Raw genomic sequence first — 26,133 nt, 5'->3', positions numbered from 1 at the left:
TCACACCAGCCGTCCCGGCGAACGCAGATAGTCCGCCTTGATTTTTTCCACGATCCAGTAGGCGGTGGCGCCCACGGTGCCCGTCGGGTTGTAGCCCGAGTTCTGCGGAAACAACGCCGCGCCGGTCACGAACACATTGGGCACGTCCCAGCTTTGCCCGTAGCGGTTGACCACGCTGGTTTCCGGGTTGTCGCCCATGGCCGCGCCGCCGGTCAGGTGGGTGGACTGGTAGGCGGTGGCCGAGAACGGACGCTTGCGCGGACCGGGTTCGGTGCGCACGATGCCCTTCATGGCCTTCCCGATTTCATCCCCCTTGGCCGTCAGGAATGCCGACATGCGGATGTCGTTGTCCGGAAAATCGTACGTGACGCGCAACAGCGGCAGGCCCCAGGCGTCTTTATAAGTGGGGTCCAGGCTAAGGTAGCCGCCGCGCCAGGGTTGGGCCGAGCCGGTGATGGTGATGGAGGCGGAATGGTTGTAGTAGCGCTTGACGGCCTTCTTCCAGTCGGCGCCCCAGGCCGGCGTGCCCTTGGGCGTGGGGTGGTAGCCGATGGGCGCGCCGCTGACCACCTGGATCTGCAAGTAGCCACCGCCCACGAACCCGTGCGGGCCGTGGTCGAAATTGTCGGCGCTGAAGTCGTCCATGGTGACGGCCACCGCGCCCGCGCCCATGAAGGGGTTGATGTTGGTGGCTTCGTCAAAAAACAGGTTCACGCCCGACGTGGTCTGGTGCGTGTAGTTGCGGCCGACCACGCCGGTGTCGGTGACCGGGTCGTACGGTTTGCCGATGCCGGACAACAGCAACAGCCGCACGTTATTGATGCCAAAGGCGCACAGGACCACGATTTCGGCGGGCTGGAACACTTCTTCACCCGCCGCGTCTACATAGGTCACGCCGCGCGCGCGCTTTTTGTCGGGCGTGAGCTCTACGCGCAGCACGTGCGCGCCGGTGCGGATTTCAAAGTTCTCCATCTTCAGCGCCACGGGCAAGATGCACACCTGGGGCGAGGCCTTGGCGAAATGTTCACAGCCGAAGTTGGAACAGAAGCCGCAATACACGCACGCGCTCATGTGCAGCCCTTCGGAATTGACATAGGGGCGGGTACAGAGCGCCGAGGGTTGCACGTAGGGGTGATAGCCCAGCCCGCGCGCCGCTTCGCCGAACAACGCCGGGGCGTAGGGCACTTTCATCGGCGGGTTGGGGTAGGGGCGCGAGCGCCACGGCTCGAACGGGTTGCCGCCTTCCTGCTTCTGGCCCTTGATGTTGCCCGCCTGGCCCGACGCACCGATCAGGTAGTCGTAGCGGTCGAAGTACGGTTCCAGCTCGTCGTAGCTGACCGGCCAGTCCTGGCAGGTCAGTTCCTTATCGAAGATATTTGCGCCATACCGTTCGGTGTAGTGGCTGCGGATGCGGAAGTCGGTGGGGTCGAAGCGGTAGTACGCGCCCGACCAGTGGTTGCCCGCGCCGCCCAGGTGCGTGCCCGGGTAGGCGAATTGCCAGCGCCGCATCGGCAGGGCCTTCTGGTCGGTGTTATTGCGGAACGTGAAGGTTTCGGTGGCCGCGTCCTGGTGCAGTTCGTGGCGGCGCGTGTACTTCAGTTCATCGTGGACGTTGGGGCCCTGGAAGTCCGGCGACGGCCAGCGTGCCTGCCCCCGTTCCAGCACTACCACTTTTTGTTTTGCGGCGGCCAATTCCTTGCCGATGATCGACCCCGTCCAGCCGCCGCCGATGATGGCGACGTCCACGGGAGGTAATGTTTTAGCCATGCTGGTCTCCCGGTTTCATCGTGTGTCCGCGTGCGTTCGCGATAGATACGGGCTTGCCCGCCCAGATCACGCCGTGGCGTTCGATGTCGTTGGAAAACGAGGCATAGGCGCCGGGGAAGCCCACCAGCTTCCACCCGACCATGTCGGCGTTGCCGCCATAAAGCGGATCGGAAAAAAAGCCTTCAATGGTGGCGTCCAGCACGGCCTGGAAAAACACATCGGAAGGCAAGGGCGAGAAGTCTGCCTTGCCGCCCTGCAAATCATGAAGCCAGGCGTCCTGCCTGGCTTCGTCGAGTTCCGCGTAAGGTTTGCCGTCTTGTTTGCGCGCGGCGGCATCCAGCGCGGCCAGTCCGCGCCGGAACATTTCGGCGGGCGTGAAAGAAAGCTGGTAGCCCTGTTCGGGCGTGCCTTTTTCAAAGGGGCCCTGGCGGTAGAACTGGCTGCCCGCGCCCCAGGCACCGGCCAGTTGTCCGTCAATGAAGAAGGTGACGCCGGCTTCCTTGGCCCCGGGGCCCAGCTCATCGGCGGGGATCAGGCGCGCCGCGATGGCGTCCATCGTTTTCGCTTCCTGTGCGTTGAAAAATTGCAGGGTGCGAGGGGCGGACGGCGCGATGGCCGCCTGGCCTTCGGGGTTGCCCGCTGCCGGGGCGGGCGCGGTCGGCGCGCCGACCGCCTTGGCGGCCCAGGCCGCCCCGGGCACGCCCACGGCCAAGGCCTTGAGCAAGCCGCGTCGGCCGGCAACCGGCTGATCGTCCGCGGGTAAGTCCTTAGGGGATTGATCGTCCATGCATCACTCCAGTGTCAGGGCAGGCACGCTACTTGCCCATGAGTTCAAAGAGATCCGTACAAAATCGTTATCCGCTGGCGCGTAGTTTGTCACTGTTTTCAACTGGGAGACAACGATGAAAAGCCACAAACTGCTACTGCTGTGCGCCATGTTGGCGACGCTGCCCTGGCAGGCCACCACCGCCCAAACGTCGCAAACCACCCTGGTTGCGCAGGCGGCCCCGCCACCTTCCATGCCCATGCCCACGGCTGACGAAAAGACGGCGCCCGCCAACGCCATCGGCAAGCCGGTGCCGGGCGCGCAATCCGAGGACCAGAAAAAAATGCCGTCGACTGAAGAAACCACCAAGAAGCCCGATCGCGGCGCCAAGGACTCGAATGCCCCGCCCAAGGGCGAACCGGATTCGCGCCAGAAGGCGCCCGCATCCGGCACCCATAGTGGCAAACCAGTGCCCGGCGGCAAGGCGGGCGCGCCCGACAACGCGGGCATGCCGGGGGCCGGCGCCACGTCCGGCTCAGGCGGCGGCGCGGACACCCGCTGAGCAATCCGGCAAGAGCCGCGCAGTGCCGCGCGGGCACCGTTGCGTCTGCCGCTTGCGCGACAGGAGCGCGTGCCGCGGCCTGTGTAGACGGGGCCTGTGCAACGTGCTTCGTTGCGCGCGGGGCGGCTGCGGCCATCTGAGGGAATCCAACTTTCAGGTATCATTCAGCTTCCTGTAAGAACGAGAGTTCGGCGGTGTACGCGATAAAGGTTTGCTCAAGCAGCCTCGCGGACGCGGCCTTTTATGACTGAAGACCCGCCTCCTAGCAGGGCGCCTTGGCGCCCACCTTTTCTTCCTGCCACAAGACCGGCCGCCCGACTGCATCGGCGCGCCCAGCCGGCTTGCAGCGCGCGCGCCACGCCGCAAATAGCGTGCCGCGCACCGCCGGGCCGCAACCAATCCCCCTTGATTGACCACGCTTTCCCTACTCAGGGCGGTGCCATCGCGCGCGCCCACCCGACACTTGCGGATCAACAATGATTTTTGACTGGATGAACGACCCCACCGCCTGGCTTGGCCTGGCGACGCTGGTGGTACTTGAAATTGTTCTGGGCATCGACAACCTGGTCTTCATCGCCATCCTGGCCGACAAGCTGCCGCCCGAGCAGCGCAACCGCGCGCGCCTGATCGGGCTGAGCCTGGCGCTGGTGATGCGGCTGGGCTTGCTGGCCAGCATTGCGTGGGTCGTGACGCTGACCGAGCCGCTGTTCACCGTGCTGGGCAGCGAGATCTCCGGGCGCGACCTGATCCTGATCCTGGGCGGCCTGTTCCTGCTGTTCAAGGGCACGATGGAACTGCATGAACGCGTCGAGGGCAGCGCGGGCCATGAGTCCGGCCAGAAGCCGCAGCACGCCATCTTCTGGCAGGTGATTTTGCAGATCGTGGTGCTGGACGCCGTGTTCTCGCTGGACTCGGTGATTACCGCCGTGGGCATGGTGCAGGAACTGAGCATCATGATGATCGCCGTGGTGGTCGCGATGGCCGTGATGATGGTGGCCAGCCGCCCCTTGATGGCCTTTGTGGGCCGCCACCCGACCGTGGTCATCCTGTGCCTGGGCCTGTTGCTGATGATCGGTTTCAGCCTGGTCGCCGAAGGCCTGAACTTCCACGTGCCGAAGGGCTATCTATACGCGGCGATTGGCTTTTCCATCTTGATCGAGCTGTGCAATCAGTTGGCCCGGCGCAATCGCGTGAAGGGAACCCATGCGCTGGGCCGCCGCCAACGCACGGCGCAAGCGGTTCTGCGCCTGCTGCGCGCCGGCCGTAGCGGCCAGCCCGGCCAGCCCGGTCAGCAGGCCGACGACATGGCGGCGCTGGTGGATGGTGTGGGCGACGAGCCCGCGTTCGCGCCCGAGGAAAGCTCCATGATTGAACGGGTGCTGTCGGTAGGCGCGCACGACGTGCGTTCCATCATGGTGCCGCGCGGCGACATGACCTGGCTGGATGTGGCCGACACGCCCGAGGCGGTGGTGCGCAAATTCGCCACCGGCCATTCGCGTCTGCCGCTATGCGCGGGCGATGCGTCCAATGTGTTGGGCGTGCTGCATTTCAAGGACGTGATGCCGCTGCTGCGCAACCCCGGGCCTATCGACCTGGTGGACCTGGCGCGCGAGCCGCGCTACGTCATGGAAACCACGCCGGTGTTGAAGATTCTTGAAGAGCTGCGCGCCTCGCGCGACCACATGTTGATCGTGGTGGACGAGCACGGCGTGTGCGAAGGCCTGGTCACGCCGATGGATGTGTTGACGGCCGTGGGCGGCGAACTGCCGGAGCACAGCGAAGACCAGCCCGAAGCCTTGCAGCTGTCCGATGGCTCGTGGTTGCTGGAAGGCGGCCTGTCGGTGGGCGAGGCCGCGCGGCTGCTGAACACCCCGGGCCTGGTGGACGAATACCCCGATGCCACCTTGGCCGGATGCCTGCTGCGCGCGGCGGGCCGCTTGCCCGATGCCGGCGACACGATCCGCATGCATGAATGGACCTTCGAAATCACCCGCCGTGACGGCCTGCGCCTGCATCAAGTGCATGCGCGGCCGGACCTGTGAACACCCCGGCGCGATAACGCCCGCAACGCGGACCGCGCGTGTCGGTATGCCGGCGGCAACCACTGCCGCTAACTGCACACGCGGCGCCACGGGGCGATGCCGCGCGGCGGGCAGTAGCCGGCGCACGGGGTAGCGATCGACGTGCCGCTTTGGCAGCGTTGTTCAGGCACCTTGTCGCCGTAGGGCACGGTGCCCTGGCAGTCGCAGCTGGCCAGGCCCGCGCCGGAAGGCAGCTTGCGTGGCACGTCGACGGGCGCGGCCGCCGCAACGTCGTCGGCGGCATTGTCATCGGCGTCCACCACGGCGCGCACCTTCGCCGCCGCCATGTTGCAGGCCTTGGCAATGGCCTTGACCGATTTTCCCTCGTCGGACAGAGACAATATTTTCTTGTCGCTGCATGCGGCCTGGGACGGCGGCGACAGTCCTACGAATAGAGCAAGCACGATCAATGCCCGAAACAAGGGCTGGCGCCAGGTCATACGCGTCTCCAGCAGGGAACTTCGGAGGGGCTGCTACGTCTGGCGCCCGATGATCCGATGGCCAAGGCGGGGGGCTTGGACATGGGGCGCCCTGGCGTGCGGCCTAGCGTAGTGCCGGCGTTTCCGCGCTGTCAATGCGACCCGATTAAATAGGCGGACGTGGCCAAAGGGCTTGGTAAACAAGCACTTATGAAGAATCACCACGTCGCGCCCGGTCGTCTGATGCGCCTGATCGGGCAACGGGATGAATGGACTAGGCGGCCATGGGATGCGCGGCGATGGCGGCTTGGGCCGATGCGCGCGCGGCTTGCAATGCGGCGTCGCCGCGCGCCGTGCCCTGCACCGAGAAAAACGTCACGTTCTTCAAGCCGATCGTGCCCAGCACATGCGTCAGGTAAGGCGTCAGAAAGTCCGGCTGGCGCGCCGCCTCGCCAGAGAATTCTCCCCCCGACGACACCGCCACATACACGGGCCGATCCGGCAAGTTGCCGATCTTGCCCTCGGGCGTGATGCGAAACGTGCTGCGCACGCGCACCACGTGATCGATCCACACTTTCAACGCCGCCGACACCGTGAAGTTGTGCATGGGCGTGGCGATGACGATGTGGCTGGCCTGGCGCAACGCGTCGATCAGTTCGCTGGACTGGCGCAACGCGCCGCGTGCCAGCACGTCGTCGGCGGGGTCCACGGGCGAGCTCAACGCGGCGGCGTAATCGTCATCGACGTTGGGCAGGCGGGTGGCGTCGATGTCGATGACGGCGGGCGCGGCATCGCCAGACGCCCTGAGCAGCCGTTCAATGATGTGTTGCGACAAGCGGTGGCTTTCCGATGCCCGGCCGCGCGGGCTGCAATGAATGTGAAGAATGCTCATGCGGTGACGGCGTCCAGGTTCTTGGAAAAGTGCAGGGCGGTGCTTAGCAGCCCCTGGCGGAAGTAGAAGCGTTGGGCCAGGGAATTGGCAAGGCCAGTATCCAGCACCAGCTTGGCGCAACCGGCCTGGCGCGCAATGTCGTCCAGGGCGCTCAACAGGCGCGCGCCCCAGCGACCGCCGCGACGCGTGTCGTCCACGATCAGGTCGTCCACGTACACGAAACGTCCGTAGATCAGGTTTTCCTGGAAGCGGTAGCCGGCCAGCGCCACCGCCTGTCCGGCGTCGATACCGGCAAGCAGCCGATAGCCCTGGCCGCGCATGCGGTCGATGCGTGCGACAAAGTCGTCGGCGTGGGCAAGGTGCGGGCGCAACTGGCGCATCAAGGGCAGGCAGGCGCGCAGGTCGGCGTCGGTGTCAATGTGATTCAGGTCGGGGTCGGTCATGGCATGGGTAATCGGCATAGGAGTGTTGGGGGCCATCAAATGTCAGCCGTCATCGTAGAAACCCCATGCCATAATTTGAAGAGCCATAAATTGAACTTTGGACTATGCCATGATCAGCCGCCCCGATGCCTTGCCGCCGCTACGCGCCGGCGATTCCGACCCGCTGTACCGGCAGGTCTATGAGCGGTTTCGCAGCGGCATCGCCGAGGGCACGCTCAAGCCCGGCGACCGCATCCCGTCGGCTCGCGCGTTGGCCAAGGAAATGGGCGTGGCGCGCGGCACCATCGAAGTGGCGTATTCGCTGCTGAGCGCCGAGGGCTACATCCAGGCGCGCGGCCAAGCCGGCACCATCGTCGCGCCTGACTTGCAGCCCCTTGCCGCCGCGCCCGCCGCCGTCGCCCCGGTGCAGGCTGCCGACGACGACCACGGCTGGCATCGGCCGGCGCGCATCCTGCCGTTTCAGATGGGCATCCCGGCGCTGGACGCGTTTCCGCGCAAGTTGTGGGCACGATTGGGCGCGCGCGAACTGCGCAGCCTGCAAGCGCCCGACCTGTCTTATCCGCCCGCCGATGGGCTGGCAAGCCTGCGCACGGCGCTTGCCGCCTATCTGCGCGTGGCGCGCGGCATTCATTGCCAGCCGGCCCAGGTGTACATCACGTCCGGCTACAACTTCACGATGCAACTCATCATCCAGGCGCTGCTGACGCCGGGCGATCGTGTGTGGGTGGAAGACCCCGGCTATCCGCCCACGCGGGCGCTGTTGGCGCAGGCGGGCCTGGAGGCGGTGCCGATACCGGTGGACGCGGATGGCCTGATGGTGGCGGAAGGCCTGGCGCGCGCAGACCTCGCCCAGGCCGCGGTGGTGACCCCCGCCCACCAAAGTCCGCTGTCGATGTCTTTGTCGTTGCCCCGGCGGCAAGCGTTGCTGGACTGGGCCGAACGGCGTCAGGCCTGGATTGTGGAAGACGATTACGACGGGGAATACCGCTACGTCAGCCGCCCGCTGCCCGCGCTGAAAAGCCTGGATGCGCAGGGGCGGGTGCTGTATGCGGGGTCGTTCAGCAAGGTGCTGTTTCCCGGGATGCGGCTGGCATATCTGGTGGTGCCCCCGGCGCAGGTGCCGCGCTTTGACCGCATCAGCCGCCTGCTGTCGGGCGGCGCGGCGGCGTTCAACCAGGCCATCTTGACGGCCTTCATCACCGAAGGGCATTTCGGCCGCCACATCCAGCGCATGCGGCGCCTATACAGCGAACGGCGCGCGGCTACCGCGCGGGGCCTGAGCGCCGCGCTGGGCTCGCGCATGCGAATCGAACCTCAGCCGGGCGGCATGCATCTGGTGGCGCGCATGGACGCCGGGCAGCGCGATCAGCCGCTGGCCGCCCGCATGTTGGAACAGGGGCTGTACGCGCACCCGCTGTCCAGATGGTCCACGCTGCCGGATCCGCAACCCGGCCTGCTGCTGGGCTTCACCAATATCGTTTCGGAGAGTCAGGCGTACGACTATGGCCTGCAAATCCGCGCGTTGATGTAGTAGGTATAGGCGCCTATTGCAGGCCTTGAGGTCTTTGCAGGTATGCCGGGCGGCGCCCAGCGTTCAGTTGAGCCCAGCCTTGTCCAGCCCGAATGCGGCGTCGGCCGAGCCGGGCACGGTACGAAACGCCACGTTCAAACGGTTCCAGCCGTTGATGGCAACGATACGGAAGGTCAGGTCCGAGATTTCGGATTCCGATAATTGCTCGCGCACGTGGCTGTACACCGGGTCGGGCACGCCATGCGGGGGCAGGGTGGTCAGCGCCTCGGTCCATGCCAGCGCAGCCCGCTCGCGCGCCGAGAACAATGTCGATTCACGCCAGATGGCCACGTGGTGCAGACGCAGTTCGCGTTCGCCGTGCAGCTTGGCCTGCTTGACGTGCATGTCCAGGCAAAAGCCGCAGCCATTGATTTGCGACGCGCGGATATCGACCAGATCACCGAACTCCTCGATCACGGGCACTTTTTTCATTGCCGCGCTGAAGTCCATGTACTTCTTGGACAGCTCCGCGGACACCTGGAAGTAATTCAACCGCTGGCTCATAGGCCTACCTTTTAAGACGCTGTTAGGGAAAGGGAATCAGGAAGCCGTAGGATGCGGTAGATTGGTCCAGCCAGAAAGTGCCATAAATGATGTTTAGTTCTAGGCCATGCGGGCGGCAAGCCTGGCCCTTGAAACACGCGCGCGCCCCGGCTATAAGCTTGATCCAGGGGCGGAAACCCGGCGCCCCGACCGACTTAGAAGCCACCTCATGCCGCACCCCCCATCACACGACGAACACGTCGCAAATAAGCCCGCCACCCATGAACGCGAGGATGCGGCGCGCGGGTCCTGTCTGGAGGTCTTTCTGGTGTTCCTGCGCCTGGGGCTGACTTCGTTCGGTGGGCCGGTGGCGCACCTGGCTTACTTTCGTACGGAGTTTGTCGACCGCCGCCATTGGCTGGACGATTACGCCTATTCCGACCTGGTCGCCTTGTGCCAATTCCTGCCGGGGCCGGCAAGCAGCCAGGTCGGCATGGCAATCGGCCTGCGCCGCGCGGGCTGGATGGGCATGCTGGCCGCATGGCTGGCGTTCACGCTGCCCACGGCCGTTGCGCTGATCGGCTTTGCGATGGGCCTGGCGCATGTTGGATGGCTGTCGGGGTCAGCCGTCATACACGGCCTGAAGATTGCGGCGGTAGCCATCGTGGCCCAGGCCGTGTGGGGCATGGGCCGCACACTGTGTCCCGACCGCGCGCGCGCCGGCCTGGCCGTGGCCGCCGCCTTGATTACCGTCGTATTGCCCAGTGCGTGGGGGCAGATCGGCGCCATCTTGCTGGGTGTCGTCGTGGGGGTGGCCGTGCTGCAATTGCCGCCCCGGCCGATCCTGGCCAACCCTGCCGACGCCGTGTCGCGCGGCGCCGCCTATGTGGCGCTGACCCTGTTCGTGGCATTGCTGGCGGGCTTGCCGATATGGGCGGCCATGTCGGATTCAGCGGCGGCCGCGCAGCTTGCCGGGTTTTATCGCGCGGGGGCTTTGGTGTTTGGCGGCGGGCACGTGGTGCTGCCGCTGCTGGAATCAACGGCGGTGTCCGGCGGCATGGTTTCCAGTGCGGACTTCCTGGCCGGGTACGGGGCAGCGCAAGCCATGCCCGGGCCGCTGTTCGGTTTCGCTGCTTTTCTGGGCGCATTGTCCACCGGCCCGCTGACGGGCTGGGTCGGCGGCCTGGTGCTGTTGGCCACCATCTTTCTGCCGGGCGCCTTGCTGGTCGTGGGCGCCTTGCCGTTCTGGGAAAGCCTGCGGCGCCGGCCCGGGGTGCGCAACATGCTGGCCGGCGTGAACGCCAGCGTCGTCGGCATATTGCTGGCCGCGCTATATGACCCGGTGTGGACCAGCGCCATTGTGAACAAGGCCGATTTCGGCCTTGCCTTGCTGCTGTTTGCGTTGCTGGTCTATGCCCGCTGGTCCGCCGCGTGGGTGGTGTTGCTGGCGGCGGCGGGCGGTTGGGCGCTGGCCTTTCTGGCCTAAGCCTGCCAGCGGGGCGCGCGCTTTTGCAGGAAGGCGTCGATGCCTTCGGACGCGTCCGCTTCCATCATGTTGCGCGCCATGACGTCGCCCGCGTAATCGTAGGCGTCGCCCAAGGCCATCTGGCGCTGCTTGTAGAACATCTGCTTGCCGTAGCGGATGGCGCTGGGGCTCTTGGCCAGGATGTCGGCCGCCAGGGCGCTGACGCGCGCGTCCAGCTCGGCCTCGGGCACGGCGTCGTTGATCAAACCCCAGTCCTTGGCCTGCGCGGCATCGATGAAGCGGGCAGTGACCAGCATTTCAAAGGCGCGCTTGGCCGACACATTGCGGCTGAGCGCCACCGCCGGCGTTGAACAAAACAGACCCACGTTGATGCCGGACACGGCGAATCGCGCCGAGTCGGCCGCCACCGCCAGGTCGCAACTGGCGACCAATTGGCAACCGGCCGCCGTCGCAATGCCTTGTACCTTGGCGATGACGGGCACGGGCAAGGCCTGCAAACCCTGCATGACGCGGCTGCATTGGCGGAACAGCGCGCGGTAGTAATCCAGGCTGGGCTGGCTGCGCATCTCGCGCAGGTCGTGGCCGGCGCAGAAGGCCCGGCCCGCGGATTCCAGCACCACGCAACGCACGGTGGCATCGCCCGCCAAGTCGTCGATCTGTTCCTGCAAGGCGGTCAGCAAGCCTTCGGATAAGGCGTTAAATTGCGCGGGGCGGTTCAGGCGCAGCGTCACCACGCCGTCGGTCGACGTGCGCAACAGCAGGGCGTCGTTGTTCTGGGATTCCGGGGCCATGTCGTTTCCAGGAAGGTCGATTCCTGGATACTAGCGCAAGCCCCCGCGCGTCGGTTCAGCCGCGCAGCCGCCGCGCGATAGCGGGAGACAGCAAGAGCAAGGGCAGGACGATGACCGCGCCGATCAGTGCCATCGCCGCTTGCGGCGCCACGCCGGTGTCCAGCAACACGGTGGCCACAATGGCGGACCCGCTCATCTGGAACAGGCCATACACGGCGGCGGCCGTGCCGGCGCGTTCGGCGAAGGGCTCCAGCGCCAGGCTCAAGCCCGACCCCAAGGCCAGCGAGAAACCCACCGTCAGCACGGCAACCGGCAGCATGAACACCCAGGCCGCTTGCGGTATCCACCACCAGGCGGCGGCATGCATGGCGGATGCCAGCAGCAGCGCCACCATGCCGACCCGCACCATCGTATGGCGCCCAAAGCGCGCAATGAAGGTGGGCGCCAGGAAGAACGCCGCGATGTTGATGGCGGCATTGCCGCCGAACCAGGCCGAGAAGCCCAGCTCGGAATAGCCCAACTGCTGCACCAGCACCACGGGCGCGGCCGATACGAACACCAGGATCATTGCCATGCCCGCCATGCCGAACATGGCGAAGTACAGGAAGCGTCCGCTGGACACGATGGGCAGGTACCGGCGCAGGCTGTAGAGCGCGCCGCGCGGGCCGCTGGGCGGCACGCGTGTTTCTTCAAAGCGGCGTGCCAACAGCACCATCAGGCCCAGCGCAAACAGCACCATGAACACAAACGTGCTGCGCCAGCCCGCATGCACCGCCAGCGCACCGCCCAGCATCGGCGCCAACGCCGGCACGGAGCACAGTGCACCGTTCAAATAGCTGTAGACGCGCGCGCCCACGGCAGGGCTGAAACGGTCACGCACCGCGGCAAAAGCCACCAGTGAAGCCGAACAGGCTCCCAGGCCCTGGATCACCCGCGCCACATAGAACACATCAAGGGATGTCGCGGCCGCACCCAGCGCCGATCCGGCCAGATACGCCAACGCGCCGCCCAGCGCGACGGGTCGCCTGCCATAGCGGTCGGCCAAGGGCCCGATCAGCATCTGGCCCAGGCCCACCGCGAAGATGAACAGCGTAATGCTGGCCTGCAACGCGCTGACGGGTTCACCAAACCCGGCGGCCATGGCGGGCAGCGAAGGCAAGTAGATATCGATGCCCATCGGCGTGAGCGTGACCAGGCCCATCAACAGGCCGATCAGCCAGCGTTGGCTGGAGGAAGATGCAGCAGACTTCATGGCAAGACTCTGGGCGCATTGCACACCCGGGAAAACCCGACATTATCCATGAATGCCGCAGGCAGCAGGGGCGGATGTGGAATGCATGTGGGATGCATGCGCGACGCGTGTGAGACGCATGTAGGGCGCATGTAGGGCGCATGTGGAGCGCATGTGGAGCGCATGTGTGACGTGTTTGGAGACGCACGCAGGTGCATCTGGCGACTTTGGCAGGCCGGGCATAGAATATTTCGCCATGAGCACACCGGCCTTCCGACCCCGCATCGTCATCCTTTACTGCACCCAATGCCAGTGGCTGCTGCGTGCCGCCTGGATGGCGCAAGAACTGTTGTCCACCTTTTCCACCGATCTGGGCGAAGTGGTATTGCAGCCCGGCACCGGTGGCATATTCCAGATCACCTACAACGGCGACCTGATCTGGGATAGAAAAGGCGATGGCGGTTTCCCAGACGCCAAGATCTTGAAGCAGCGCGTGCGCGACCGCCTGGATCCCACGCGCCCGCTGGGGCATATCGACGGCCACACCGCGGGCAGGTTGGCAGGCCCTTTGGCCGACCCCTTGGCCGACCCCGCCATCACGCCGGACGACTAGTCCGCCGCACCACGCGCCGCCCGGGAAGTGCGGCCCCGCGCTGATATCGTCATGGCTTGCCGTTCCCGTGAGGCGGGCGCAGCCGCGCGGCGATGGCGAACAAGATCAGGCAGATGCCGGCCATCAGCATCCAGGCCGGCCGCAGCCCTGAAAGATGCTGACGGATCACGCCCGCCACGAACGGGAACAGGGCGGCAATCAAGTAGCCCACGCCCTGCACGAAAGAGGCCAGTCGACCCGCCTGTGCGGGCGTGGACGCATGGTCCATCGTGACGATCAGCGACAGCGGAAACAGCGCGCCGATGCCCAGCCCGGCCAGCACGGCGGCAGGCCACGCCAGCAAGACGGGCGCGAAAATCAGCCCCAACAAACCCAGCGTCAGCAAACCGACGGCCGCAAACAGCGCCACCCGGCGGTCGCGCAGCCGGCCGATTGCCGCCGACACCAGCAAGCCGGCCACGATCTCGGCCACCGTCACGGCGCCCAGCAATTGCCCGGCCGACAGCGGCGTCCAGCCCAAGGCCGTGTAATAGGGCGGCAGCCAGGCCAGCACCAGCGTGTAGGCGCCGGTGCCCAGGCCGAAGAACACCGCCAGCAACCACCGGTGCGAATGCCCGGTGACCGGTTGGCCCGTCGCGTTCGCCGCGTTCGTCGCGTTCGTCGCGTTCGTCGCCTTCGTCGCGTTCGCCGCGTTCGCCGCGTTCGTCGCCTTCGCCGCGTCAGTCGCCTTCGCCGCGTCAGTCGCCCACGGAGCGACGGCACCCAATCGGTACACCAGCAGCCAGCACAGCAAAGCCGCCGCCGCGGGCACGGACCAGGCCGCCAATGCCTGAGGCCAGCCCACACGCTCGGCCAGGACGGGCGAAGCCACGCTGGCCACGGCCGCGCCGCCCATGATGGCGGTGGAATACAGGCCCATGATGGCGCTGACGCCGGACGAGAATTGCGCCTTGATGGTGTAGGGCAGCAGCGCCTGCGTCACCGCGATGCCCAGCCCGGCGATAACGCCCGTCAGCAACATCAAGTTGGCGTCATGGGCCCACAGGCGGCATGCGGTGGCCGCCATCACCAGCGCTACGCCGACGGCGATGGCGTGGTGTTCGCGCATCATGCGGCGCAGTGGCGCGACGCTCAATGCGCCCAGGCCCATCACAAATACGGGCAGCGCCGTCAACAGGCCGGCCGCACTGTCGGATAGCGCAATAGCGGCTTGCAACCGGTCCAGCAAAGGGGGAACGGAGGCCAGGACGGGGCGCAGGTTCAAGCCCACCAGGATGATGGCGGCAACGCGCCAGGCGTTCAAATAAGTCGATGACACAACAGCTCCGTGGGCGGCGGCATGCACGGCGGGAGTTGCCGCAATGCCGTCCGGTAAAGTATCTTGGCGTCAAGATATTTGGATTTTATCTTGACGTCAAGATAAATGGAGAGAGAAAACCGTGGACAGAGCAAGCCGTGCCGTCGAGCAATGGAACCGTGAACGCCCCGAGCTGGACGTATCAACGATGCGTGTGCTGGGGCGTTTGGGCGAATGCGCGCTGGTGATCACGCGCGACCGCATCAACCCGCTATTTGCTGAATTTGGCCTACAGCCGGGTGAATTCGATGTGTTGGCCACGTTGCGCCGTAGTGGCAAGCCGTACGCGCTGACCCCGACGGCGCTTTACGAAGACGCCATGATTTCGTCGGGCAGCATGACCAACCGCATCGACCGCCTGGAGAAGGCGGGCCTGGTGGCCCGCACGCCCAGCCCCAACGACGGCCGCGCCACCTTGGTGATGCTGACGCGCGCCGGCATCAAGCTGATCGACGAGGCGCTGGTGGCCCACCTGAAAAATCAGGCCGACGTGCTGGCGCCGTTGACGCAGGCTGAACAGGAGCAGCTGAGCCGCCTGTTGGGAAAGTTGCTGAAGGCGTATGAATGATTGCGATGAATGATTGCGATGGAGCAGGGTCGCGGGCGGGTAGCGGATTGCGCCCGTGGGAAAGGCGCCCGGGTGCCCCGCCCGCAATGATCTTGTCACAGCCCCAATTCGGATAAGCCGGGGTGGTCGTCCGGACGGCGGCCCAGCGGCCAGCGGAATTTTCGGTCGGCTTCTTTGATCGGCAAGTCGTTGATGCAAGCGTAACGATGGATCATCAGCCCGTCTTCGCCGAACTCCCAGTTTTCATTGCCGTATGAGCGAAACCAGTTGCCGGAGTCGTCATGCCATTCATAGGCGTAACGCACGGCGATGCGGTTGCCGGTGTAGGCCCACAGCTCCTTGATCAGGCGGTAGTCCAGTTCTTTCGCCCATTTACGCGCCAGGAAGGCGCGGGCCTCGTCGCGGTTCTTGACGAATTCCGCGCGGTTGCGCCACTGCGTGTCCAGGCTATAGGCCAGCGCCACCTTGTCGGGGTCGCGGCTGTTCCAGCCGTCTTCGGCCAGCCGGACTTTTTGCACGGCGCTCTGGTGCGTGAAAGGCGGCAGCGGCGGGCGGACATTGGGTTGGGATGTCATGGGCGAACCTCTTGTGGGGGGAAAAGGGCGGCGGCGGCGCGTTGCGCAGTGGCGGTCACGGACACGTCGCCCGTGACCAGCGCCACGGCGATAGCGCCGTCGATCAGTACCAGCAGTTGTCGCGCGGCTTCGTCCGGGTCGGCCAGGCCGGCCTGTTGCGCCAGGCCGCGTACATGGTCCAGCAAACGGGCTTTGTGCAGCCGCGATACCTGGCGGATGGGATTGGCCGGATCGCTGATTTCGCCTGCCGCGTTGATGAAGGCGCACCCGCGAAAGCCGTCGGATTCAAACCATTCTTGCAGCGCGTCGAAGAGGGACAACAGCCGGTCGCGCGGCGCGTCGGCCCGCGTGGTGGCGTGAACGAACCACTGCATCCAGCGTTCATCGCGCGCGGCCAGCGCCGCGGCCACCAGCGCGTCCTTATTGGGATAGTGCTTGTACAGCGTCTTGCGCGCCACGCCTGAGGTCTTCACGATGAGATCCATACCGGTGGCATGGATGCCGCCTTGGTAAATCAAATGTTCGGTGGCGCGCAGCAGCCGTTCCTGCGTCTGCGTCATGGGTTCGGGGGCGGTGACAGCGGCGGCGGCGGTCGAAGAGGGCATGTCCAAACTGGAGTTCATGGCGGAGAACGATCATTCTGCGTGGGATTCAGGAATCGTAGAACGGTCATTCTCAGGGGTCAAGCTTTATGGGTTAATCCATTATCTGCTTGCTTTTTCACTGATAAATATGTTAAGATCTTTTAATTGCCAGCCAAAATAAACCAACGCTGAAAAAAACCAAGAACAACTAAAAACAACCGTTGCAGGAATTTTTGGCCGGCAAACTTATTTTGCTTTTTGTTTTGCATTGCCCCCGTTTGAATGCCCCGGCTGACGCAGCAGTTTTTGCCTAAGCCATCCAGTAGTACCCCGCGCAAGACCACGCAATACTACGCAGTACCTTGCGCACCCACCCCGCAATTACCGGGCATTCTTGGCACGCTTGAACCCGTGGTGCATTGCTTTGGCGGGAAAGCCACGCACCCACGCATAGGAGAACGCTCATGTCGCATCAACTGGTTGGTAAAAAGTGGCGCTTCGAGGTTCCGCCCCTGAACTGGACGGCCCCTGACGCGAACAAGGAATCGGAAATCGATTCCATCGACGCGGATTCCGAAACCTCTGAAGACAGCGATACGTCGCGGTCATCCAAGTAGTTCTTCTAGCTGCGCCCGCCTACGCGGGCGTAGTTCTTGCCTAGCAAACACCCAGACGGCGCGCCTTGTGTGCGCCGTTTGAACGTGTAGCGCGCGACTTTCTCTTCCCCCTTTTGCCCGACTTCCGTCAACGCCTTGCCGCGTCGGCGGCTTTTCGTTTGGGCGCAAGCGTCGCACGCAGCATCACCTCTTTGCCAGTGAGCCTGGAATGCCTGAAAACACTTCGAGCAATCATCAAGTCCGACCTTTCGTGTATGCCACGTCGACGTCACGGTCATTGATGTTTTCGCACTCTGAGATCCAAAGCCGCATGTGGACGAAAGACCCGGCGGCGCTCAATCTGGAATACACCCGGATCATGATGGCGTTCTTGCTGTTCAACCCGAACCCTCGTCGCATCGCGATGGTGGGGCTGGGCGGCGGATCGTTGGCCAAATTCTGCTACCAGCATCTGCCGTCCGCGCGCATCGACGTCTACGAAATCAACCCGCATGTCATCGCCTTGCGCGATTCCTTCCATGTGCCGCGCGACGACGACCGCTTTGCGGTGCTGCAAGGCGACGGTGCGGAATTGATTCGGCAATATCAAAACGAGTACGACGCGGTGCTGGTCGATGGCTATGACATCAATGGTCTGCCGACGCAGCTGACGACCGACGCCTTCTATGAAGCCTGCTTCAACGCCCTGGCACCCGATGGCATGATGGTGTGCAACTTCCATGCCTCGAACTTTCAGTTCAGCACGTACCTGGGTCGCATCAAGAAGCAGTTCCTGGGCTCGGTCATCGAAGTCAGCGATACGTCTTGCGCGCACAGCATCGTCTTCGCGTGCCGGGGCGACACCCTTAAACGGCGCACGGGCCTGCCCAAGCGCAAGCCCGACGGCATGAGCGCCGACATGTGGCTATGCCTGTCGCCCACGTACTGGCCAATGCTGGTCTAGCGCCCGCGCTTGTCGGCCATGCTGTAGCCCGCTGCCCCAGCCACTTTCGCGGCTGGGGCAGCGCTGTTAACCAAGCCCGGCAGGCTGCCGGGCAGGGTAGCGCTTAGAAGTGGTGGCGGATGCCCACCACTGATTGCAGGGTATGGGACTGGTTGCGGTCCACGCGGTCCAGCAGCGCGTAGAAGTTCGTGCGCTTGGACAGATCATGTTCGTAGCCCAGGCCCCAGCCCTTGATGTGCGAGCTGGTGGCGCGCTGGTAGGCAGCCAACACCTTGCTGCTGCCGCTGACCGGAACGCTGACGCCGCCCACGAAGGTATTGACGCGGCGTACGCCCGCCGACGGCCCCACGTTCGGATTGCGCAGATTGCCGTAGCCCGCATGCAACTTCATCCAATCGAAGTCATACGCGGCGGCCAACTGTACGTTGCGCGAGGTCAGCTTGCCCGGCACGCTGGCGTCCGGATTCAAATGCTCATAGGTCAGCGCGGTGGACAAAGGCCCGTCGCGATAACGCAGGCCGGCGGTCCAGACGCGGTCGTGGTTGGCGGTGGAAAATTGATCGTTGTCGTGCGCCTCGAAGCTGTAGCCCACGCCCGCCTGCCATCCCGCCCAGACGGGCGTGCGATAGATAAAGGCGTTATTGACGCGGCCGCCGGTGCCGAAGTCGCCGTCGTTGTAGCCCGACGTGACGGATGCCGACGCGCCGCCCCACGAGGTGCCGAATGGCGAGGCGATGCCGCCCCAGCTGTCGCTGAGGACCTGCTGGCGTCCCGCGCGCAATTCCCCAAAATCACCCCGCAGGCCCAGATACGCCCAGCGTCCGAACAGCCGGCCTTGCGCCTGCGTGCCGTCCGAAGCGTGAAATCCGCTTTCAAGCCGGAAGAAGGCGCTGTAGCCGTTGCCCAGGTCTTCGACGCCGCGCAGACCCCAGCGTGACCCGGATTGCGTGCCGTCGCGCATGCCCACATGCGAGCGCGACGCGCTTTCGGCGTTGTCATGCCGGCGTTCGAAGGCCAGGCCTAGGTCGATGACGCCATACAGCGTGACGCTGGTGGTGGAAGCGTGGGCCATGCCGCCCGTCAAGGCGGCCAATGCGACGGCCAGCGCACAGCGCTTCATGCTTGCTGCTTTCATAAGTACCCCTGGTTTTATGTTGTGTTGCGTTGGACAAAAGGCTCCCCGGCGGCCGGCCAAAAGGCGGGTCGCTAAGGGCGTGGAAAACGCGTGGAAAGCGCGTGGAAAGAGGGCGAAAAAAAGAACGCGAAAAGAACGCGAAAAGAACGGGGGCCGGCCCTGAAGCCGAAACCGGGAAGCCGCGTGAACACGACGGCAAACGCAGAAAAAACCGGGAACGCGTTCGCCCGTCAGCGGCTAGTCATTAACATCGCAATGACCATGGCGCATTATGGTGAGCGTCGCCGCGTAATCAAATAAGACGACTACGAATATGAGTGTCAGGGGGCAGCATGAATGTCGTCTTTGCCCTTAAGCAGGACGAAATCAGCGCAAGAAAACAACGACCGTGGCAGACACGGTCGTCAAATCAGGATGCGTTGCGCATCCTGGGTCCGGTGCGAGGCCCCGCGGGGCGGGGCAAGCCCGGCGCCTTACGCGCCGTGCACAACCACCCGGTTCCGTCCTTCCGCTTTGGCGGCATACAGCGCAGCGTCGGCCGCCTGGAAAACCTGCGCGACATCGCCGACAGAGGTGCGCCATTGCGCCACGCCGGCCGACACGGTAACGCCGCCCACGCCGGACACAGGCTGGCCGGCCGTGTGCTTGCGCAGGCGCTCGGCCACGTTGGCCGCTTCTTTCACGCCCACATTCGGCAGCAGCATCAAGAATTCTTCCCCGCCGCTGCGGCAAAGCACATCTGACGGGCGCGAACATTGCCGCATCAGGTCGGCCATGCCGCGTATCACCTCGTCGCCCTTGGGGTGGCCGTAGGTATCGTTCACGCGCTTGAAGTGGTCGATGTCCAGCGCTACCACCGTGAAGGGCGTGCCGGCGGTTTGCAGGTGGTCCACCGCCTCCTGCATGCCGCGCCGGTTGCGTAGCGCGGTCAGCGGGTCGGTCATATTGGCCTGGTTCAGCTTGCCGATTTTGTCCTGCAGGCTTGAAATGCTGGACATCACCGCGCGCTTGAGCCGTTCCGCCTCGAAGTACCAGGCCCTGACCGACTGCACGCGCTGCATGGCGATGGCCACGTCGTGGTGTTCCACATTGGTGGCCAGTTGCGACAGGGGCAGGGAGATCAGCCGGGCACACCACCAGATGGCCAGCAGGAACGCCACGGCCAGGGGCGCCGCGTAGCCGATCAATGCCCAGATCAGTTCGTATATCGGCTCCAGCGTCACCTCGGCGGGGCGTTGCGCGATGATGCCCCATCCGCTTAGCGGTTCCGGCGCGTAGCCCGCCAGCATGTCCACGCCCTTGGTGTTGACGACGCGTTGCGAGCCCGCTTTGCCTTGGGTGACGGCCGCGACGACCGGATTGCGCATCACGTTTTCGCCGACACGGGTTGAGTCGACGTGATAGATCAGGTGGCCGTCGCTATCCACCACGAACAGGTATGAGCCGTCCAGGTAATGATGCTTGCCCAGCAGCTGTTGCAGCGCGCTGTCGTTGCGCAGGTAGATGGTGCCCGCAATGTAGCCCAGGTATTTGCCGTCATTGGAATAGATGGGGTGCGACAGGTTGACCAGCATGTTGCCGGCGACTGACACATACGGCTTGCTGATCAGCGGCTGTCGTGCGCGCAGCGCGGCGCGAGTCCCCGGGCTGTCCAGCCGGGTGCCCAGAAAGTTCCGGAACGTCTGCGTGGTGGCCAGCAGGGTGCCGTCCGCGCTAATGACGCCGACCGAGTTGAAGTCGTTGGCCTGTTCCTGCAAGCGCGCGACTTCGGCGGCCAGCACATCGGGCGCATCAACCTGCGTTGCCAGGTGCCGCGCGCTGTAGGCCAGCTGCTGTTGGGCCGACTTCAGAAAATTCGTGGTGCTTTCGGCCAGCTTGGCCGCGTAGACCCGGTTGGACTCCAGCGTGTTCGTGATGAGCTGGTCGCGCTGCACCAGGTAGCTGGCGTACAGGGCATTGGCAGTGGCCGCGATGGCGCTAAGGACGGTAAGCGCAAGCACAAGCCCGCGTAGATTGATTCGCATGGAGTTTTGGTTAGGCGGGAATCAGGGAAGGACAAGGACGACAGGGCAACGACGGCGCGGCGGTGACGCGCGATGCGGGTGGCTGGTAGCGCAACCCGAGGTTTACGGCAAAAGCGGCGGGCATCTATAGGGCGTTGACGTCCGGTTCGTCCAACAGGCGGGCGGCCGGCGAGTGGGCCGCGGCGCCGGCCCGGAAGTAGCCCATGACCGTGGCAACGCTGGCATGGCCGGTCATCGCCATGGTGTCGCCCAGCGGCACGTTCTGCCGGCCCGCTTCGGTGACAAAGCCAGACCGCAGGCTATGCGCCGAAAACTCGCCATCCAGGCCAGCCAGCTTGCAGCGTTCCAGCACGATGTCGCGCACGGCGGCGGCGGCCAGCGGTTCGCCCACGACGTCGCCGCGCCGTACGCGCCGGAAAATCGGGCCCTGGCGGATGCCGCTGGCGGCAAGCCAGGCGTCCAGCGCCTTGGCGGCGGACCCGGTAATGGGCTTTTGGTCGTCCGCACGGCGGGCGCCTGCCTGATTGGTCTTGGATTGGGTCAGGCTATATAGATAGCCGTCCGCCGTGCGCACCACGTTCTCAACGGTGGCCCGCACCACCTCGGATCGGCGGCGGCCGCCGCTGGCCCAGGCGAACAGCAACAGGGCGCGGTCGCGCATGCCCCGCAGCGACGCATCACAGGTGGCCAACATGGCTTGCAAGGGTTCGCGCGTCAGGGCGGCTTTCTTGGCGGGCGCCATGCCCCGGCGGGCATAGGCGCGGCGCGTCTTGGCCAGCAATTCGCGTACGGAAGGCGCGCGGCACGGGTTCGGATACCCGTGCAGCTCGTGCGCCTTCGACAGTACCGACAGGCGTTGCAGCAGCGTGTTCAAGCTGGGAGGCCCTGGTCGGCCTTTGGCTTTCAAGCGCACCAGTTCCTGGTCCAACGCCAAGGGCAGCTCCCATTTCAAGCCTTGATCCGTCGTGCGCTGCGCATGGTCCACCACAAACTGAACGACGGCCGCCTCGGGCAAGGGCAGGGCGAAGCGTTGGCCGTAGCGCAGTTCGAACCAGGCGGTCCAGTAGCGGATCGCGGCCCGGTAGCTGGCCGCCGTGTTGGCGGAACTGCCTTCGCGCATCAGGCTGCGAACGGCGGCGTCCGCCTGGGTATCCAGGGCGTGCGGGTCAAGCAGGGGCAGCGAAGCCAGCAATTTCAACGACATCGGAACGGGCAGGGGCGGCAAACGGGAAAGACTTCAGCACTATACGGAAGCGGGCGGGTTTCGGGCGCGGCGCGGCCCCTGGCACGAGCGAAGAGGCGGTTTTTGAGGCTTTTTTGCACCGCTCCTCCACGGAAGCCCGTCGCCCCGTCATATGTATTTATACATATGTATGCTGTATGATATCTAACAGTATGGCCGGATAGGTCACGATAAGGTTCCATTATCGTGGGTAATTCAGCCGAGACGCCGCGCGAAATGCGGCGATGACAAGGAACTGGCGATGGCCACAGGAATCACCCAAAACGACGTCTGGACCGCTGCGGATGCGCTGCTGTTGGAAGGGGCGCGCCCCACCATCGAGCGCGTACGGCAGAAAATCGGCCGTGGCTCGCCCAACACCGTCAGTCCGCACCTGGAAACCTGGTTTCGCGCCTTGGGCGCCCGCATCAAGGACCCCGGCGCGTTTGCCGCGCCACCCGCCGTGCCCGACCCCATTGCGCAAGCCGCCACCCATTTCTGGGAAGCTGCTTTGGCCGAAGCCCGCGCGCAACAGGCAGATGCCTACCGCGAACGCTGGCAGGAATTGGCGGACGAGGGGGAGCGGCTGGCCGAACAAGCCGAACAATTGCAGCAGCGCGACGCGCAATTGGCGAATCGTGAAAAAGACCTGGAAGAGGGGCTACGGGTGGCAACGGCCCAGCTGGCGGCCACCGAAGAGCGGCTACAGGCCGCCGAACGAGCGGTGCGCCAGCGCGACGAACAACTCAAGCAGGCGCGCGGGCAGTTGCAAGACGCACAAAGCGCGGTGCAGACGCTGCTGACCGAAGCCGAAAAGATGCGAGGCGTGCATGCGCAGGCGTTGGACGCGCTGCAAACGCGCCATGCGGCGCACGAAAGGCGCTGGCTGAACGAATTGGACGCCGAACGCGTCGCCGCAAAGAAGCTGCAATCGCGGCTGGACGAGGCCCAACTGGCCGCGCAAAAACAGGGGGAGCAACACACGGCGGCATTGCGTCAGGCGCAGGAGGCCAGGGGCATGGCCGAAAAGGCGGCGCAAGACGCGCGGGCGGAAACCATGGCTGGGCAGGCGCGGTACGCCACCGCGCAGGCAACCAGCGAGGCCGCCCAAGCCGCATTGCAGGGCGCGCTGAGTTCCGCCCAGGAAGCGCTGGCAACGGCCCGGCAGAACGAGCAGGCGCTCTTGGCGCGTTTGGCGGCGTCTGACGCGCAAGCGGGAACGCTGCTCGCGCAATTGCAGCAAAAGGACCAGCAACTGGCCGAGCTGACCCGCCATCTGATGGCCGACGCCGCCCAGTTCAAGCGCCCGACCGCCTAGTCTTGGCGACGGACTTGCGAAGACGCCCGTGACGTCCCGCTTCCAGCTACCCGCGACTACCGCCCGGGGTAGGTGCCCTGGAACGGCGTATTGTCCGGTTCGCCGAAGTTCTCCGAATGGTAGTTGGCGTGATCCCGCTGCATGGCCGGCGCGCCTTGCTGCGTCGAACTATAGGAACTAGGCGCGGTGCAGCCGGTCAGCGTCACGGCCAGCAGCGCGGCGGGGATGGCGGCAAAAAGGGTCAAGGGCCTCATGGCATACCTCCAAAGAGATGCCGCCACGGGTGCGGCCGCCAGACAATCTGGGGCCGTCGCCACCCAACGTCGGCGGCAAACGGCTGCCTAGCAAGCTGCATTCCCACCCGTGCGATTGCCTCTGTAAGTCAGCATGAATTTGGGATAAATTCCGATAGACGTATCCACGACGCCTCACGGGCATCCGCCCATTCGTAGCGATGCGTCGTCATGCGGGGCGCTTCAGTCGTCCTGCCGGGAGCATCGGGTGAATCCACGTCCAACGGTTGATCTAGCCCGCATTCTGCTTCTGATTGTCATTCTTTCCGCCCTGATGATCGGCAGCCTCTATGTGCTTAGCCCGTTCCTGCCGGGGCTGATCTGGGCGACCACCATCGTGGTGGCGACGTGGCCGGTGCTGCGGGCGGTGCAAGCGCGCTGCGGCGGACGCCGATGGGCGGCCACAATCGTCATGCTGCTGATTTTGCTGTTCGTCATCGTGCTGCCGCTGTATCAGGCGATTGCGACGCTGGCAGAGCATAGCGGCGCGATCATGGCGGCCGTCAAGAGCCTACCCGACTACACCTTGCTGGCGCCGCCCAGCTGGATCAGCAGTGTGCCGGTGGCCGGCCCCAAGCTGGCGCAGGAATGGCAGACCTTGTCCGATGCCGGCGCGGGCGGCCTGCTGGCGCGGCTCGAACCCTATCTGACCATGGCGGCGCGCTGGCTATTGAGCCATGCGGCCATCGTCGGCGTGTTCGTCATGCACATGCTGGTCACCATCGTCATCGCCGGCATTCTTTATAGCCAGGGCGACGCGGCGGCCGAATTCGTCAAGCGATTCTCGAACCGCCTGGCGGGCGAACGCGGCGTTGCGGCGGTACGGCTGGCCGGCGCCGCCGTGCGTGCCGTGGCGCTGGGTATCGTGGTGACGGCCGTGGTGCAATCCGTGCTGGGCGGGGTAGGGCTGTGGATTGCCGGGGTGCCGGCCGCCGGCATCCTGACCGCGCTGATGGTGATGCTGTGCCTGGCGCAACTGGGCCCGTTCCTGCCCATGTTGGGCGGGGTGATCTGGCTGTTCCAAAATGACATGAAGCTGGCCGCCACGTTGCTGCTGATCTGGGCGCTGCTGGTGGCCATGCTGGACAACCTGCTGCGGCCCATACTGATCAAGCGCGGTGTGAACCTGTCTTTGCTGCTGATCTTGTCGGGCGTGCTGGGCGGCATGGTCGCGTTTGGCATCGTCGGCCTGTTCATCGGTCCGGTGATCCTGGCGGTGACCTCGACCTTGCTCAATGCCTGGATCGACGAAGTCCCGCCGCCCGCCACGCCCATCGACATTCCCGCTACGACGGCTGCCGCTGCGCCCGGCGACGTGCTGGCTCGTGCGGGGTCGGCCGGCGAAAAGGCGTAACATCTGCCTGACACGGCGGGCGCTCAGCCCGCTTTTTTGCAACGCCCCGCGCAATACCCCATGACGATGCACCCGCTTTTGTCCTACACAAGCAGTTTTTACCTTCTTCAAACCCCGGCCACGCCCGCCGCCCGGGGGCCGCAACAATGACCGAAAGCGTACGCCTGGCCAAGCGACTGGCCGCGGATCTGTCTTGCTCGCGCGGCGACGCCGAACGGTATATCGAAGGCGGATGGGTGGCCGTGGATGGCAAGACGGTTGAAGAACCCGGCGCGCGCGTGGCCCCCGGCCAGACCGTTGCTCTGTTGCCCGGCGCCAAGCTGGAAGACATCAAGCCCGTGACGGTGCTGGTGCACAAACCGGCCGGCACCTATGCCGACAACGAGCCCGGGTCCGCGCTGGACCTGATCATTCCCAAGAACCTGATGCCCGGCGACCGCTCGGGCCGGCGCTATCTGAAGCGCATGTTCAACGGCCTGAAGCTCGTCACGCCGCTGGAGCGCGCGGCCAGCGGTCTGGTCGTTTACACGCAGGAATACGCGGTGTCGCGCAAGCTGATGGAAGAGGGCAAGCTGGTCGAGCAGGAATACGTGGCGCAAGTCACGGGCAAACTCAGCGACAGCGACCTGGCCCGCCTGCAACGCGGCATGGCTTTTGAAGGCCGCGCCGCCACGCCCATGAAGGTCAGCTGGCAGAACGAAACCCATCTGCGCTTTGCACTGAAGACGCCGCCGCTGGGCTTTATCGAATATGTGTGCGATACCGCCGGCTTGCAGTTGCAGCAGCTACGCCGCATCCGCATCGGCCGCCTGCCGCTGGCGGGCATGGCGGCCGGCCAGTGGCGTTATCGGCTGGACTACGAGCGGTTTTAAGCCGCAGCAAGCACCACTGAACACACCGAACGCACTGAATGCACAGCAAGCACAGCAAGCCACTGCCAGCACTCAGCACAAGCGAACCGCAACCATGACCCTGCCTGGCATGCCCCCGTTCCCTGCCGATTCCCGACGCCGCGGATTTTTGAAACAGGGCGGGGCCC

The 26,133-nt window shown here is 65.0% G+C and carries 26 protein-coding genes; 11 read left to right on the top strand and 15 right to left on the bottom strand.

All coding sequences use genetic code 11. The features are described 5' to 3' along the window. Both AC6LJY_RS10520 and AC6LJY_RS10515 read right to left on the bottom strand, forming a co-directional pair. Positions 1-1,767, bottom strand: a complete 1,767-nt coding sequence (locus AC6LJY_RS10520; RefSeq protein ID WP_104145525.1) for a GMC family oxidoreductase — start codon at positions 1,765-1,767, stop codon at positions 1-3. Beyond that, positions 1,760-2,554, bottom strand: coding sequence for a gluconate 2-dehydrogenase subunit 3 family protein (locus AC6LJY_RS10515; RefSeq protein ID WP_498135884.1), 795 nt, complete (start codon positions 2,552-2,554; stop codon positions 1,760-1,762). Before AC6LJY_RS10515 ends, AC6LJY_RS10520 begins: the two co-directional genes overlap by 8 nt. A 115-nt stretch (positions 2,555-2,669) precedes the next feature. Here AC6LJY_RS10515 and AC6LJY_RS10510 point away from each other — a divergent pair, with 115 nt between their 5' ends. Both AC6LJY_RS10510 and AC6LJY_RS10505 read left to right on the top strand, forming a co-directional pair. Beyond that, the gene (locus AC6LJY_RS10510) at positions 2,670-3,095 is read left to right on the top strand and encodes a hypothetical protein (protein WP_046805651.1); all 426 of its coding nucleotides are present in this window, start codon (positions 2,670-2,672) and stop codon (positions 3,093-3,095) included. A 476-nt stretch (positions 3,096-3,571) separates the two neighbouring features. Beyond that, positions 3,572-5,137, top strand: a complete 1,566-nt coding sequence (locus tag AC6LJY_RS10505; RefSeq protein ID WP_046805652.1) for a TerC family protein — start codon at positions 3,572-3,574, stop codon at positions 5,135-5,137. Between the two features lie 68 nt (positions 5,138-5,205). On the opposite strand, the gene AC6LJY_RS10500 is transcribed toward AC6LJY_RS10505, so the two are convergent. From AC6LJY_RS10500 to AC6LJY_RS10490, 3 genes are all read right to left on the bottom strand, one after another. Continuing rightward, positions 5,206-5,616: a hypothetical protein gene (locus AC6LJY_RS10500; protein ID WP_498135883.1), complete on the bottom strand. Its 411-nt coding sequence runs from the start codon at positions 5,614-5,616 to the stop codon at positions 5,206-5,208. A gap of 253 nt (positions 5,617-5,869) precedes the next feature. Then, positions 5,870-6,487 (bottom strand): FMN-dependent NADH-azoreductase, encoded by a 618-nt coding sequence (locus AC6LJY_RS10495; RefSeq protein ID WP_046805654.1) that lies wholly within the window; start codon positions 6,485-6,487, stop codon positions 5,870-5,872. Continuing rightward, the gene (locus AC6LJY_RS10490) at positions 6,484-6,930 is read right to left on the bottom strand and encodes a GNAT family N-acetyltransferase (protein WP_104145520.1); all 447 of its coding nucleotides are present in this window, start codon (positions 6,928-6,930) and stop codon (positions 6,484-6,486) included. Before AC6LJY_RS10490 ends, AC6LJY_RS10495 begins: the two co-directional genes overlap by 4 nt. A gap of 109 nt (positions 6,931-7,039) precedes the next feature. On the opposite strand from AC6LJY_RS10490, the gene pdxR reads away from it, so the two are divergent. Then, positions 7,040-8,461 carry a MocR-like pyridoxine biosynthesis transcription factor PdxR gene (gene pdxR, locus AC6LJY_RS10485; protein WP_314362039.1) on the top strand — a complete coding sequence of 474 codons (1,422 nt, stop codon included), beginning with the start codon at positions 7,040-7,042 and terminating at the stop codon, positions 8,459-8,461. A 63-nt stretch (positions 8,462-8,524) separates the two neighbouring features. On the opposite strand, the gene AC6LJY_RS10480 is transcribed toward pdxR, so the two are convergent. Further along, positions 8,525-9,004 carry a carboxymuconolactone decarboxylase family protein gene (locus tag AC6LJY_RS10480; protein WP_046805656.1) on the bottom strand — a complete coding sequence of 160 codons (480 nt, stop codon included), beginning with the start codon at positions 9,002-9,004 and terminating at the stop codon, positions 8,525-8,527. Positions 9,005-9,212: 208 nt separating this feature from the next. On the opposite strand from AC6LJY_RS10480, the gene chrA reads away from it, so the two are divergent. Continuing rightward, positions 9,213-10,469, top strand: coding sequence for a chromate efflux transporter (gene chrA / locus AC6LJY_RS10475; RefSeq protein ID WP_498135882.1), 1,257 nt, complete (start codon positions 9,213-9,215; stop codon positions 10,467-10,469). Here the strand turns inward: chrA and AC6LJY_RS10470 are convergent. Together AC6LJY_RS10470 and AC6LJY_RS10465 are read right to left on the bottom strand one after the other, a co-directional pair. Beyond that, positions 10,466-11,260: an enoyl-CoA hydratase gene (locus AC6LJY_RS10470; RefSeq protein WP_319300145.1), complete on the bottom strand. Its 795-nt coding sequence runs from the start codon at positions 11,258-11,260 to the stop codon at positions 10,466-10,468. The two genes, chrA and AC6LJY_RS10470, sit on opposite strands and share 4 nt — an antisense overlap. A gap of 55 nt (positions 11,261-11,315) precedes the next feature. After that, positions 11,316-12,512: a multidrug effflux MFS transporter gene (locus AC6LJY_RS10465; protein ID WP_120155566.1), complete on the bottom strand. Its 1,197-nt coding sequence runs from the start codon at positions 12,510-12,512 to the stop codon at positions 11,316-11,318. A gap of 235 nt (positions 12,513-12,747) precedes the next feature. Here AC6LJY_RS10465 and AC6LJY_RS10460 point away from each other — a divergent pair, with 235 nt between their 5' ends. Then, positions 12,748-13,104, top strand: a complete 357-nt coding sequence (locus AC6LJY_RS10460) for a SelT/SelW/SelH family protein (RefSeq protein WP_314362035.1) — start codon at positions 12,748-12,750, stop codon at positions 13,102-13,104. Between the two features lie 49 nt (positions 13,105-13,153). On the opposite strand, the gene AC6LJY_RS10455 is transcribed toward AC6LJY_RS10460, so the two are convergent. Next, positions 13,154-14,422: an MFS transporter gene (locus AC6LJY_RS10455; RefSeq protein WP_498135881.1), complete on the bottom strand. Its 1,269-nt coding sequence runs from the start codon at positions 14,420-14,422 to the stop codon at positions 13,154-13,156. Positions 14,423-14,543: 121 nt separating this feature from the next. Between AC6LJY_RS10455 and AC6LJY_RS10450 the strand changes: the two genes are divergently transcribed. Further along, on the top strand, positions 14,544-15,029 hold the full coding sequence (locus AC6LJY_RS10450) for a MarR family winged helix-turn-helix transcriptional regulator (RefSeq protein WP_120155574.1): 486 nt from the start codon (positions 14,544-14,546) through the stop codon (positions 15,027-15,029). 95 nt (positions 15,030-15,124) lie between these two features. Here AC6LJY_RS10450 and AC6LJY_RS10445 read toward each other — a convergent pair whose 3' ends face one another. Next, a complete protein-coding gene (locus tag AC6LJY_RS10445; RefSeq protein WP_314362033.1) occupies positions 15,125-15,604 on the bottom strand; it encodes a nuclear transport factor 2 family protein in 480 nt (159 codons plus the stop codon). Next, the gene (locus AC6LJY_RS10440; protein ID WP_104145511.1) at positions 15,601-16,227 is read right to left on the bottom strand and encodes a TetR/AcrR family transcriptional regulator; all 627 of its coding nucleotides are present in this window, start codon (positions 16,225-16,227) and stop codon (positions 15,601-15,603) included. Before AC6LJY_RS10440 ends, AC6LJY_RS10445 begins: the two co-directional genes overlap by 4 nt. Before the next feature lie 425 nt (positions 16,228-16,652). Here AC6LJY_RS10440 and AC6LJY_RS10435 point away from each other — a divergent pair, with 425 nt between their 5' ends. Beyond that, positions 16,653-16,805 carry a hypothetical protein gene (locus AC6LJY_RS10435; protein WP_162941212.1) on the top strand — a complete coding sequence of 51 codons (153 nt, stop codon included), beginning with the start codon at positions 16,653-16,655 and terminating at the stop codon, positions 16,803-16,805. A gap of 310 nt (positions 16,806-17,115) precedes the next feature. Then, complete coding sequence (locus AC6LJY_RS10430) at positions 17,116-17,748, top strand: fused MFS/spermidine synthase (RefSeq protein ID WP_240434106.1); 633 nt, start codon at positions 17,116-17,118, stop codon at positions 17,746-17,748. A gap of 103 nt (positions 17,749-17,851) precedes the next feature. Here the strand turns inward: AC6LJY_RS10430 and AC6LJY_RS10425 are convergent, their stop codons facing one another. The 3 genes from AC6LJY_RS10425 to AC6LJY_RS10415 all read right to left on the bottom strand — a co-directional run bounded on the left by AC6LJY_RS10425 (position 17,852) and on the right by AC6LJY_RS10415 (position 22,111). Next, positions 17,852-18,883, bottom strand: coding sequence for a porin (locus tag AC6LJY_RS10425; RefSeq protein ID WP_498135880.1), 1,032 nt, complete (start codon positions 18,881-18,883; stop codon positions 17,852-17,854). A gap of 473 nt (positions 18,884-19,356) precedes the next feature. Further along, positions 19,357-20,907 (bottom strand): sensor domain-containing diguanylate cyclase, encoded by a 1,551-nt coding sequence (locus tag AC6LJY_RS10420; RefSeq protein ID WP_120155581.1) that lies wholly within the window; start codon positions 20,905-20,907, stop codon positions 19,357-19,359. A 124-nt stretch (positions 20,908-21,031) separates the two neighbouring features. Continuing rightward, on the bottom strand, positions 21,032-22,111 hold the full coding sequence (locus AC6LJY_RS10415) for a site-specific integrase (RefSeq protein ID WP_498135879.1): 1,080 nt from the start codon (positions 22,109-22,111) through the stop codon (positions 21,032-21,034). 280 nt (positions 22,112-22,391) lie between these two features. Between AC6LJY_RS10415 and AC6LJY_RS10410 the strand changes: the two genes are divergently transcribed. Next, the gene (locus AC6LJY_RS10410; RefSeq protein WP_498135878.1) at positions 22,392-23,447 is read left to right on the top strand and encodes a DNA-binding protein; all 1,056 of its coding nucleotides are present in this window, start codon (positions 22,392-22,394) and stop codon (positions 23,445-23,447) included. Between the two features lie 56 nt (positions 23,448-23,503). On the opposite strand, the gene AC6LJY_RS10405 is transcribed toward AC6LJY_RS10410, so the two are convergent. Beyond that, a complete protein-coding gene (locus AC6LJY_RS10405) occupies positions 23,504-23,701 on the bottom strand; it encodes a hypothetical protein (protein ID WP_046805668.1) in 198 nt (65 codons plus the stop codon). 247 nt (positions 23,702-23,948) lie between these two features. Here AC6LJY_RS10405 and ydiK point away from each other — a divergent pair, with 247 nt between their 5' ends. After that, positions 23,949-25,094 carry an AI-2E family transporter YdiK gene (gene ydiK / locus AC6LJY_RS10400; RefSeq protein WP_104145504.1) on the top strand — a complete coding sequence of 382 codons (1,146 nt, stop codon included), beginning with the start codon at positions 23,949-23,951 and terminating at the stop codon, positions 25,092-25,094. 146 nt (positions 25,095-25,240) lie between these two features. Then, complete coding sequence (locus tag AC6LJY_RS10395; RefSeq protein ID WP_104145503.1) at positions 25,241-25,966, top strand: RNA pseudouridine synthase; 726 nt, start codon at positions 25,241-25,243, stop codon at positions 25,964-25,966. Positions 25,967-26,133 lie beyond the last annotated feature (167 nt).

This window comes from Achromobacter sp. RT286_PF (assembly GCF_059760425.1).
Note: the sequence above shows the minus strand (reverse complement) of the source record. Positions and strands in the feature narration are given on the sequence as shown.

Bases quoted from the DNA above. Each gene is read 5' to 3' on its own strand.
- AC6LJY_RS10460 (WP_314362035.1), top strand. From the start codon at position 12,748: ATGAGCACACCGGCCTTCCGACCCCGCATCGTCATCCTTTACTGCACC.
- AC6LJY_RS10495 (WP_046805654.1), bottom strand. From the start codon at position 6,487: ATGAGCATTCTTCACATTCATTGCAGCCCGCGCGGCCGGGCATCGGAA.
- AC6LJY_RS10435 (WP_162941212.1), top strand. From the start codon at position 16,653: ATGTCGCATCAACTGGTTGGTAAAAAGTGGCGCTTCGAGGTTCCGCCC.
- AC6LJY_RS10500 (WP_498135883.1), bottom strand. From the start codon at position 5,616: ATGACCTGGCGCCAGCCCTTGTTTCGGGCATTGATCGTGCTTGCTCTA.
- AC6LJY_RS10505 (WP_046805652.1), top strand. From the start codon at position 3,572: ATGATTTTTGACTGGATGAACGACCCCACCGCCTGGCTTGGCCTGGCG.
- AC6LJY_RS10425 (WP_498135880.1), bottom strand. From the start codon at position 18,883: ATGAAAGCAGCAAGCATGAAGCGCTGTGCGCTGGCCGTCGCATTGGCC.
- AC6LJY_RS10395 (WP_104145503.1), top strand. From the start codon at position 25,241: ATGACCGAAAGCGTACGCCTGGCCAAGCGACTGGCCGCGGATCTGTCT.
- chrA (WP_498135882.1), top strand. From the start codon at position 9,213: ATGCCGCACCCCCCATCACACGACGAACACGTCGCAAATAAGCCCGCC.
- AC6LJY_RS10445 (WP_314362033.1), bottom strand. From the start codon at position 15,604: ATGACATCCCAACCCAATGTCCGCCCGCCGCTGCCGCCTTTCACGCAC.
- AC6LJY_RS10440 (WP_104145511.1), bottom strand. From the start codon at position 16,227: ATGAACTCCAGTTTGGACATGCCCTCTTCGACCGCCGCCGCCGCTGTC.
- AC6LJY_RS10515 (WP_498135884.1), bottom strand. From the start codon at position 2,554: ATGGACGATCAATCCCCTAAGGACTTACCCGCGGACGATCAGCCGGTT.
- AC6LJY_RS10520 (WP_104145525.1), bottom strand. From the start codon at position 1,767: ATGGCTAAAACATTACCTCCCGTGGACGTCGCCATCATCGGCGGCGGC.
- AC6LJY_RS10490 (WP_104145520.1), bottom strand. From the start codon at position 6,930: ATGACCGACCCCGACCTGAATCACATTGACACCGACGCCGACCTGCGC.
- AC6LJY_RS10465 (WP_120155566.1), bottom strand. From the start codon at position 12,512: ATGAAGTCTGCTGCATCTTCCTCCAGCCAACGCTGGCTGATCGGCCTG.
- AC6LJY_RS10420 (WP_120155581.1), bottom strand. From the start codon at position 20,907: ATGCGAATCAATCTACGCGGGCTTGTGCTTGCGCTTACCGTCCTTAGC.
- AC6LJY_RS10415 (WP_498135879.1), bottom strand. From the start codon at position 22,111: ATGTCGTTGAAATTGCTGGCTTCGCTGCCCCTGCTTGACCCGCACGCC.
- AC6LJY_RS10430 (WP_240434106.1), top strand. From the start codon at position 17,116: ATGTGGACGAAAGACCCGGCGGCGCTCAATCTGGAATACACCCGGATC.
- AC6LJY_RS10480 (WP_046805656.1), bottom strand. From the start codon at position 9,004: ATGAGCCAGCGGTTGAATTACTTCCAGGTGTCCGCGGAGCTGTCCAAG.
- AC6LJY_RS10410 (WP_498135878.1), top strand. From the start codon at position 22,392: ATGGCCACAGGAATCACCCAAAACGACGTCTGGACCGCTGCGGATGCG.
- AC6LJY_RS10470 (WP_319300145.1), bottom strand. From the start codon at position 11,260: ATGGCCCCGGAATCCCAGAACAACGACGCCCTGCTGTTGCGCACGTCG.
- AC6LJY_RS10405 (WP_046805668.1), bottom strand. From the start codon at position 23,701: ATGAGGCCCTTGACCCTTTTTGCCGCCATCCCCGCCGCGCTGCTGGCC.
- pdxR (WP_314362039.1), top strand. From the start codon at position 7,040: ATGATCAGCCGCCCCGATGCCTTGCCGCCGCTACGCGCCGGCGATTCC.
- AC6LJY_RS10510 (WP_046805651.1), top strand. From the start codon at position 2,670: ATGAAAAGCCACAAACTGCTACTGCTGTGCGCCATGTTGGCGACGCTG.